The organism is Streptomyces adustus (assembly GCF_009377175.1).
Classification (GTDB): Bacteria; Actinomycetota; Actinomycetes; order Streptomycetales; family Streptomycetaceae; genus Streptomyces; species Streptomyces adustus.
Window position 1 is genome coordinate 1 of record NZ_VJZD01000347.1, and the last position, 7,782, is coordinate 7,782.

7 protein-coding genes are annotated in these 7,782 nt (G+C 73.2%); 3 read left to right on the plus strand and 4 right to left on the minus strand.

The window, feature by feature from the left end; genetic code table 11:
• A partial coding sequence (locus FNH09_RS42705; RefSeq protein ID WP_152895253.1) for a SpoIIE family protein phosphatase occupies positions 1 to 2,035 on the plus strand: 2,035 nt, incomplete at its 5' end.
• 68 nt (positions 2,036 to 2,103) lie between these two features.
• On the plus strand, positions 2,104 to 2,967 hold the full coding sequence (locus tag FNH09_RS42710; RefSeq protein WP_152895254.1) for an Fpg/Nei family DNA glycosylase: 864 nt from the start codon (positions 2,104 to 2,106) through the stop codon (positions 2,965 to 2,967).
• 74 nt (positions 2,968 to 3,041) lie between these two features.
• On the opposite strand, the gene FNH09_RS42715 is transcribed toward FNH09_RS42710, so the two are convergent.
• The 3 genes from FNH09_RS42715 to FNH09_RS42725 form a co-directional block, all read right to left on the minus strand.
• Positions 3,042 to 3,695 (minus strand): zf-HC2 domain-containing protein, encoded by a 654-nt coding sequence (locus FNH09_RS42715; RefSeq protein ID WP_152895255.1) that lies wholly within the window; start codon positions 3,693 to 3,695, stop codon positions 3,042 to 3,044.
• A 141-nt stretch (positions 3,696 to 3,836) separates the two neighbouring features.
• Positions 3,837 to 4,352, minus strand: coding sequence for a hypothetical protein (locus tag FNH09_RS42720; protein WP_152895256.1), 516 nt, complete (start codon positions 4,350 to 4,352; stop codon positions 3,837 to 3,839).
• 136 nt (positions 4,353 to 4,488) lie between these two features.
• Positions 4,489 to 5,034, minus strand: coding sequence for a sigma-70 family RNA polymerase sigma factor (locus FNH09_RS42725; RefSeq protein ID WP_152895258.1), 546 nt, complete (start codon positions 5,032 to 5,034; stop codon positions 4,489 to 4,491).
• Between the two features lie 211 nt (positions 5,035 to 5,245).
• On the opposite strand from FNH09_RS42725, the gene FNH09_RS42730 reads away from it, so the two are divergent.
• Positions 5,246 to 6,412: a CapA family protein gene (locus FNH09_RS42730; RefSeq protein WP_152895259.1), complete on the plus strand. Its 1,167-nt coding sequence runs from the start codon at positions 5,246 to 5,248 to the stop codon at positions 6,410 to 6,412.
• A gap of 489 nt (positions 6,413 to 6,901) precedes the next feature.
• Here the strand turns inward: FNH09_RS42730 and FNH09_RS42735 are convergent, their stop codons facing one another.
• Complete coding sequence (locus FNH09_RS42735) at positions 6,902 to 7,363, minus strand: universal stress protein (RefSeq protein WP_162469938.1); 462 nt, start codon at positions 7,361 to 7,363, stop codon at positions 6,902 to 6,904.
• Between the last annotated feature and the right edge of the window lie 419 nt (positions 7,364 to 7,782).

Here is a 7,782-nt window from a genome sequence, read left to right on the forward strand (position 1 = left end):
CCCGGATCCCATTCTGGCGCTCAACCGCATGGGCGGCTTCGACTGGGACCTGGACACGGGCCTGCTCCACATGGACGCCCTCGCCCACGACATCTTCGACGTGCGCCCCGACGAATACGACGGACACCCGGAGACCCTTTCCATGCGGGTCCCCCCGGCCGAAGGCCTGCGGCTGGACACCCTGGTCACCCAGGCGATCAAGGACGGCAGCGAGAACTACGGCGCCTACTTCCGGCTGCGCTGCCGCGACGGCACCCTGCGCTGGACCCACACCCAGGGCTACATCAGACGCGACGACACGGGCCGCCCGCGCCGGATCATCGGCATCGTCCGCGACGCCACCCAGGAACTCGGCGACCTCGCCGAACGCCAGGACGCGGCCGACCTGGACGACGCCCGCCGGGAGCAGACCAACGTCGTCCAGCTCACCACCGCCGCCCTCGCCCACGCCCGAACCGTCCGGGACGTCATCGACGTGCTCAAGGACACCCACGGCCTCACCCACCTCGGGGCGACCAGCCTGGTCATGGGTCTCGTGGAGGCGGGCCGCATCCGGCTGGTGGCCGAGGGCCCCGAGGGCAGCTTCGTGCCCGGCACCCTGGTCACCCGCATCGACGACCCCTACCCGATGAGCGAGGTCGTACGCACCCTCAGCCCCCGGTTCATCGAGTCGCCGGAGGAGTTCGCCGCCGGCTACCCGGTCCTGTGGCCCGGCCTCGCCGATCTGGACATCACCTCGGCCGCCTATCTGCCGCTCATCGTGCAGGCCCGCCCGATCGGCGCCATGGGCCTGCTCTACGGCGACCGCCGCGGCTTCACCCCCGAGGAACGCAACATCCTCGTCGCCCTCGGCAGCAGCATCGCCCAGAGCCTGCAACGGGCCATGTTCTACGAGCAGGAGAAGGACATCGCGCAGGGCCTGCAACAGGCCATGCTGCCGCGCACCATACCCAGCGTGCCCGGCGCCGACGTGGCGGTCCGCTACCGGGCGGCCAGCGTCGGCGGCGCCCACGGCCGGGACATCGGCGGCGACTGGTACGACCTGATCCCGCTGCCCGGAGGGCGGGTCGGCGCCGTCATCGGCGACGTCCAGGGCCACGACACGCACGCCGCCGCGGTGATGGGCCAGCTGCGGATCGTGCTGCGCGCCTACGCGGCCGAGGGGCACCCCCCGGCCACCGTGATGGCCCGCGCCTCCGTCTTCCTGCGTGAACTGGACACCGAACGCTTCGCCACCTGCCTGTACGCGGAGGCCGACCTGTCCACCGGGGTGGTCCAGGTGGTCCGCGCCGGTCATCTCGACCCGCTGCTGCGGGCGCCCGACGGGACCTGCCGCCGGGTCTCCGTCCCGGGCGGGCTGCCGCTCGGCCTGTCCGCGGAGTTCGGCAGCCTCGCCTACCCGGTCGGCACGATCGAGCTGGATCCCGGCCACACCCTGCTGCTGTGCACCGACGGCCTGGTCGAACAGCCCGGTGCCGACCTCGACGACGGGATGAAGACGCTCACCGCGCTCGTCACCGAGGGCCCCGAGGGCGTCCGCGAGCTCGCAGGCCGGCTCATCGAGGTGGCCGACGAACGCGGCGGCGACGACGACGTGGCGCTGCTCCTGCTGCACCGCCGCCGCCCGGACAGTCGGCAGTCCGGCGGCCGCATCCGCCAGCACGTGGCCCCCGGCGATCCGCAGGCGCTCACCCACGCCCGTCACATACTGCGGACCGCGGTCCGCTCCTGGGGCGCGCGCGACCGTACCGACGAGGTCGAGCTGGTGGCCGATGAACTGATCACCAACGCGCTCCTGCACACCGAGGGTGCCGCGATCCTCACCCTGCGGGTCCTCGTCGGCGCCGGCCGCCGGCTGCGGGTCGAGGTCGAGGACTCCTCCAGCGCCCTGCCGCGCCGCCGCGAGATCGGGGAGGCCGGGGTCGCGGGCCGGGGTCTGCTGCTGGTGGACCGGCTCACCGACATGTGGGGCGTGGAGGCGCGGGGCGGCGGCAAGTGCGTGTGGTGCGAGTTCGTGGTCCCGGAACGGCCCTGACCGCAACGGCCCTGACCGCAACGGCCCGCGTCCGGCCCGAGGTCGTCCCCTGATGGCACTCTGGACGTATGCCGGAACTCCCCGAGGTGGAAGCGCTCAAGGACTTCCTCGACGCGCACCTGGTCGGGCACGAACTCGTCCGGGTGCTGCCCGTCGCGATCAGTGTCCTGAAGACGTACGACCCTGCGGTCACCGCCGTCGAGGGCCGCCGGGCCGCGACCGTGCGCCGGTACGGCAAGTTCCTCGACATCGGGACGGACGACGGGCCGCACCTGGTGATCCACCTGGCCCGCGCGGGCTGGCTCCAGTGGCGGGACCCCCTGCCGGACGGCCCGCCCCGCCCCGGCAAGGGGCCGCTGGCGCTGCGGGTGGCCCTGGAGACCGGCGCGGGCTTCGACCTGACCGAGGCGGGCACCCAGAAGCGCCTCGCGGTGTACGTCGTCCGGGATCCGCGGGAGATCGCGGGGGTGGCCCGGCTCGGCCCGGACCCGCTCGCCGACGACTTCGACGAGGCCGGCCTCGCGGCCCTGCTCGCCGGGGAGCGCCGCCGGATCAAGGGCGCCCTGCGCGACCAGAGCCTGATTGCCGGGGTGGGCAACGCCTACAGCGACGAGATCCTGCACGCGGCGCGGATGTCCCCGTACAAGGTGGCCGCCTCGCTCGCGCCGGAGGAGGTCCACGGTCTGTACGTGGCCCTGCGCGGCACGCTGGCCGGGGCCGTGGAACGCTCACGGGGTCTGGCGGCCGGCCGGCTGAAGTCGGAGAAGAAGTCGGGCCTGCGCGTCCACGGCCGCACCGGCGAACCCTGCCCGGTCTGCGGCGACACCGTTCGCGAGGTCTCCTTCAGCGACTCCTCGCTCCAGTACTGCCCCACCTGCCAGACGGGCGGCAGGCTGCTGGCGGACCGGCGGATGTCGCGACTGCTGAAGTGACCGGCGCGGGTCGCGGCACAGGTCGCGCCCGACGGAGCGGCGGCTCCGCGGAACGTCGCCCTGCGCGCCGGGCCTCAGTGCGGTGCGGGCAGGGTCACCAGGTGCTCGCCGTCGGCCGTGCGGACCTCGTACCGGGTGATCTGGTCGGAGTGGAGCGTCGAGCCGCCGTGCATGGTCAGGGGGCGGGCGTCGTGGGTCGGGACCATCCAGCTGGCCAGGGTCTGCTCCGAGCCGTCGCCGGCGATCGCGACCAGGCGGCAGGAACGCGGACCCGCCCCGTCCTTGACCTGGAGCTCGACCTCACTGCCGTACGCCTCGTCCTGGGTCGTGAGCTGGGCCCAGACGCCCGACCGCTCGTCGGTCGCCGTGACCCGCGCCGTCCCGTCGCCGCCGCCCAGCATGGTCGAGAGCACGCCTCCCGCCAGCGCGACCACCACGGAGGCGGCCAGGGCGAACAGCAGCCGGCGCCGCTGGGCCCGCTGCCGGGCGGCGACCTCGCCGAGGAGCTTGTCCAGCAGCTGCGGGCCGGGACCGGCCATCGGGTGCACGGAGCGCGGCGTCGCCTTCCGGTACAGCAGCAACTGCCGTGCCGTGGGGCCGAATTCGGTGACCTGCGCGGCGCACTGAGGGCACTCCATGAGGTGGTCCTCGAAGCGGAAGGCCTCCACCTCGTCCAGGAGGCCGAGCGCGTACGCGCCGACGTCTCGATGCCTTTCCAGGGACCTCATGCGGAATCCTTGTGCCTTTGGGTGTCGGTGGGGTTACTGCTTGCTCCCACTGGTACGCACCAGGCTGCCGAATCACTCAGGGCCCGCACCGAATCGTAACCAACGAGTTCGTAGCCGTCGGCTCCACGGATTGGTCGGATTCTAGAAAAGATGGATGGCGAGGTGTCCGAGGGGCAGTCCGAGCTGCCACGCGGGCGTCCACACCTTCGGTCCGTCGTCCTCGCCGACCTGTGAACCGCCGCCCGGCACGGCGTTCAGATCGGGTGCGAGCAGCTCCGTCTCCTGGAGCCAGCGCCAGGCCGTCGCCGCCAGTTCCAGATCCGCGGCCGGTCCCGCCGACTCGGCCGCCTCGGCGGTGAGTTGGTCCATCCGCTCGCGCACCCACTCCTGCCACGGCTGGTCGTAAGCCGTCAGCGAGAGCCAGGTCTCCAGCTGGGTGATGACCCGGATGCCGGAGAGCTCTCCGTCCGTGTCGGACAGGAAGATCGTGAGGGCCAGGGCGTCCCGCCCGGCGCGGAACTCGAAGGACGTCGGCGGCATCAGATCGCCGGTCCGCAGCAGTTCGTCGGCGATGTACTCGGCGTACAACCAGGCCATGGGTACGGTCAGTTCACCGCCGCCGGTGCCGTCCGTGTCCTGCTCACCTCTGTGCAGCATCCCTTCCTGCCTTCCTCCGTTGCGTGCGCGTTGCCCGAACCGGGGCCCCCGATCCGGAACACGGATGAGGACAGCGGATTACTCAACCGGGTCCCGCAGCAAGGCGCTTTACGGAGGTTTGACTTTCCCACTGGTTTCAGTGCAGGTCGGCCGCATATCCCGGAAGAACCCGGCGCAGGGCGCGCAGCGCGTAGTATGCCCGGGACTTCACCGTACCCGGCGGGATGCCGAGGGCCTGGGCGGCCTCCGCCACACTGGCCCCGAGGAAATACACCAGCACCAGGACTTCGCGGTGCTCCGGAGTGAGTGTCTTCACAGCCTCGCGCACATCGAGCATCGCGGCGGACCGCTCGGCGTGGTCCGCGCACACCGGCGCGTGTTCCAGCACGGCGTCCCCGACCTCCGCCGGACGGGCCTGCCGGGCCCGTCGTGCGTCGATCGCCAGACGCCGCCCCACGGTCAGCAGCCACGGCCGTACGGAGGTGAAGTCGTCGGCGCGCAGCGCCTCGGGATGCTGCCAGGCGCGTACCAGCGTCTCCTGGACGAGGTCCTCGGCGCGCTGCCGGTCGCCGTCGCAGAGCCTCAGCAGCAGGGCGAAGAGCGGCCGTCCGTGCTCGCGCTGGAGCGCGGCGAGCTCGTGTTCGGCGGTCGTCGACTTCATGAGGATGGTTCCGGCCGTCATGGCCGTATGGGAGCGCAGGGCGCGGCGTGAGGACAGGGCGCGCGCACGGATCTGCGGCGGACGGTCGATCGCGTCGGCGAACGGTTCGACGAACGGTCCGTCTGCCCCAGTCGTGCGCATCCAATGGGTTAATGGGGGTGCCGAGGCTGTTTGCGACGACTGTCAATCTCGTACCTATTTATGGGTAAATACGATCGCGATGGGGTGAATGATGATCGCACGCAGACGGCAGGTGGCCCTGGCCCTGACGGCCATTCTCACCGCGGCCGCCGCCTGCCAGGCCCACCGGCAGCAGGCCGACCAGTCCGGCCGGTTCGGCCGGCCCGGCCTGCCGGGCCCGTCCGCGGCCGCCGCCGCCCGCGGCTTCACCCTGGTCGCCTCCGGAGACGTGATCCCGGACGGCTCGATCATCGAGCGGGCGCGCTTCGACGCGGGCGGCACGGGCTACGACTTCCGGCCGATGCTCGCCGGTGCCGAATCCGCCGTCTCCCGGGCCGATCTGGCGCTGTGTCACCTGGGGACGGTGTACGGCACCGCCGGCGACTCCACCTCCTTCGGGTCCCCGCCGGAGATCTCCCTGGCGCTCGCCGCCGCCGGCTACGACGGCTGCGCCACCGCGTCCGACCACAGCCTCGACGACGGCGCGCCCGGGATCCGGCGCACCCTCGGCGCGCTCGACACGGTGGGCCTGGCCCACGCCGGAACGGCCCGCACCGAGGCCGAGGCACGCACCGTCACGATGCTGCGCGCGGGACCCGCGGCGGTCGCCCTCCTCGCCTACACGTCGGACACCGACGGCCGTCCGCTGCCCGACGGCCAGTCGTGGGCCGTCGACCCGGTCGAGGAGAACCGCATCCTCACCGACGCCCGGATGGCCCGTAAGGCGGGCGCCGACGTGGTCGTCGTCTCCCTGAACTGGGGCACCGAGTGGCAGGACGCGCCGGACGACAGCCAGCAGGACCTGGCGCGCCGACTCACCGCCGCGCGCACCGGCGGGCGCCCCGACATCGACCTGATCATCGGCACCCACGCCCATGTCCCCCAGGCGTACGAGAAGGTCAACGGCACCTGGGTGGTGTACGGGACCGGCGACCAGATCGCCGGTGAGGCGCTCGACCGCCAGGGCGTCCGGGACCCGCGCGGCAACCAGTCCACGCTCGGCCGCTTCACTTTCGCCCCGCCGTCCCGGCCCGGCGGGCGCTGGGAGGTGAGCAGGGCCGAGTTCGTCCCGCAGATGTTCGACGTCGACGCCGGGCGCCTGGTGGACCTCAACCAGGCGCTCGCCCAGGGCGCCGACGTCGAGACCGTGCGCGACCGCATCCGGGAGGTGGTCCTCAGCCGGGGCGCGGCAAAGGACGGCCTGGCGATGGCGGACTGAACACGAAGCGACACCCGTCCGGTCCGGCACTCGTCCGGTCCGGCCCATGCCCGGTTCGGCTCACGCCTGGTCGGGTCGGCGCCCGGTCTGGTGCCCGTCCGACCCGGCCCAAGCCCGGTCCGGTGCCCGCTGGGTCTGGCTCAGGTTGGGTCTGGCGTCCGCCCGGTCAGGCCCACGTCCGGTTCGGCTCACGCCTGGTCGGGTCGGCGCCCGTCCGACCTGGCGCACGCCCGGTCCGGTGCCTGCTGGGTCTGGCCCAGGTTGGGTCTGGCCCAGGTTGGGTCCGGCTCACGCCTGGTCGGGTCGGCGCCCGGTCCGGCCCACGCCCGGACCGGTGTCTGCTGGGGGCAGCCAACGTTGGGTGTGGCCCACGCTGGGTCTAGGGTCCGCCCGGTCCCGCCCCCGCCGGGACCGGCCCGCGCCCGGTCCGGTGCACGCCGGCGCCGGGCTCGGAAGCCCGGCCCGTGCCGGGTCCTCGCCGGACAGGCCCTACGGCACCACCGTCACGGGCCAGCGACCCGCCTTCACCAGGCGGACCGCCACGGAGCCGACGATCCGGTGGCCGGCCTGCTCCGAGGCGCCCACCACCACGGCGTCCGCCTTGAGCTCGTCGGCCGCCTTGACCAGGCCGCCGTAGGGGTCGCCGCGGAACGTGTGGAACTCCCAGCGCACGTCGAATATCCCCTTGACCCGCTCGGCGGCCTCCCGGATCTGGCCGACCAGGTCCTCGGCGATCTCGTCGGTCGTCTCCGCCACCGGCACTCCGAGGGCGGCGCCCGCCGCCATCACCGGCTGCACGTACACCACCGCGAGCAGCGCGTGCTGGCGCCTGGCCAGGCCGCCCGCGTAGGCCGCGGCACGGAGCGAGGAGTCGGAGCCGTCCACTCCGACGACGATGACCTTGGGCCCGTCGGTGCCCCGCTCGAACCGGGAAGAGTGCTGTTCCATCACGCCTCGAGGCTATCGGAGGCCCCCGGTCCGCTCGCCGCCCGACCCGAGGCCCGGCCGCCGCCCGGCGCCGACGCCCGGCGGCGGCCGTACGCAAGCCCTCCCGGCAGGCGGCCGACTGCTCGTCGTGGGTGGCCTGGGGGCCCTGTCGGGCGGTGAGGCCGCCCGACAGGACTGCGACGCAGGGCCTTCCCGCGGGCGGCCGGCTGCCCGTCCCGGTGGCCGGACGTTGGGTCGGTCTGTGAGGTGGGTTCCGGTTTTTCGGTAAGACGGCCTCCGAGCCTTCCGCGGGTGGGCTGGGGTGTTTTCGGCGGGTGGGCCGCAGGCCTCCTTGCGGGCGGGCCGGGGCCTCCCAGTGGGCGGGCCGGGGCCTCCCGGTGGGCGCCCGGCCATGTTTTTTCTACCAGGGGGCGCAGGCACTT

Excerpts from the sequence above, each read along its gene's own strand:
- FNH09_RS42710 (WP_152895254.1), top strand. The coding sequence starts at position 2,104 with ATGCCGGAACTCCCCGAGGTGGAAGCGCTCAAGGACTTCCTCGACGCG.
- FNH09_RS42715 (WP_152895255.1), bottom strand. The coding sequence starts at position 3,695 with ATGAGGTCCCTGGAAAGGCATCGAGACGTCGGCGCGTACGCGCTCGGC.
- FNH09_RS42730 (WP_152895259.1), top strand. The coding sequence starts at position 5,246 with ATGATCGCACGCAGACGGCAGGTGGCCCTGGCCCTGACGGCCATTCTC.
- FNH09_RS42720 (WP_152895256.1), bottom strand. The coding sequence starts at position 4,352 with ATGCTGCACAGAGGTGAGCAGGACACGGACGGCACCGGCGGCGGTGAA.
- FNH09_RS42725 (WP_152895258.1), bottom strand. The coding sequence starts at position 5,034 with ATGACGGCCGGAACCATCCTCATGAAGTCGACGACCGCCGAACACGAG.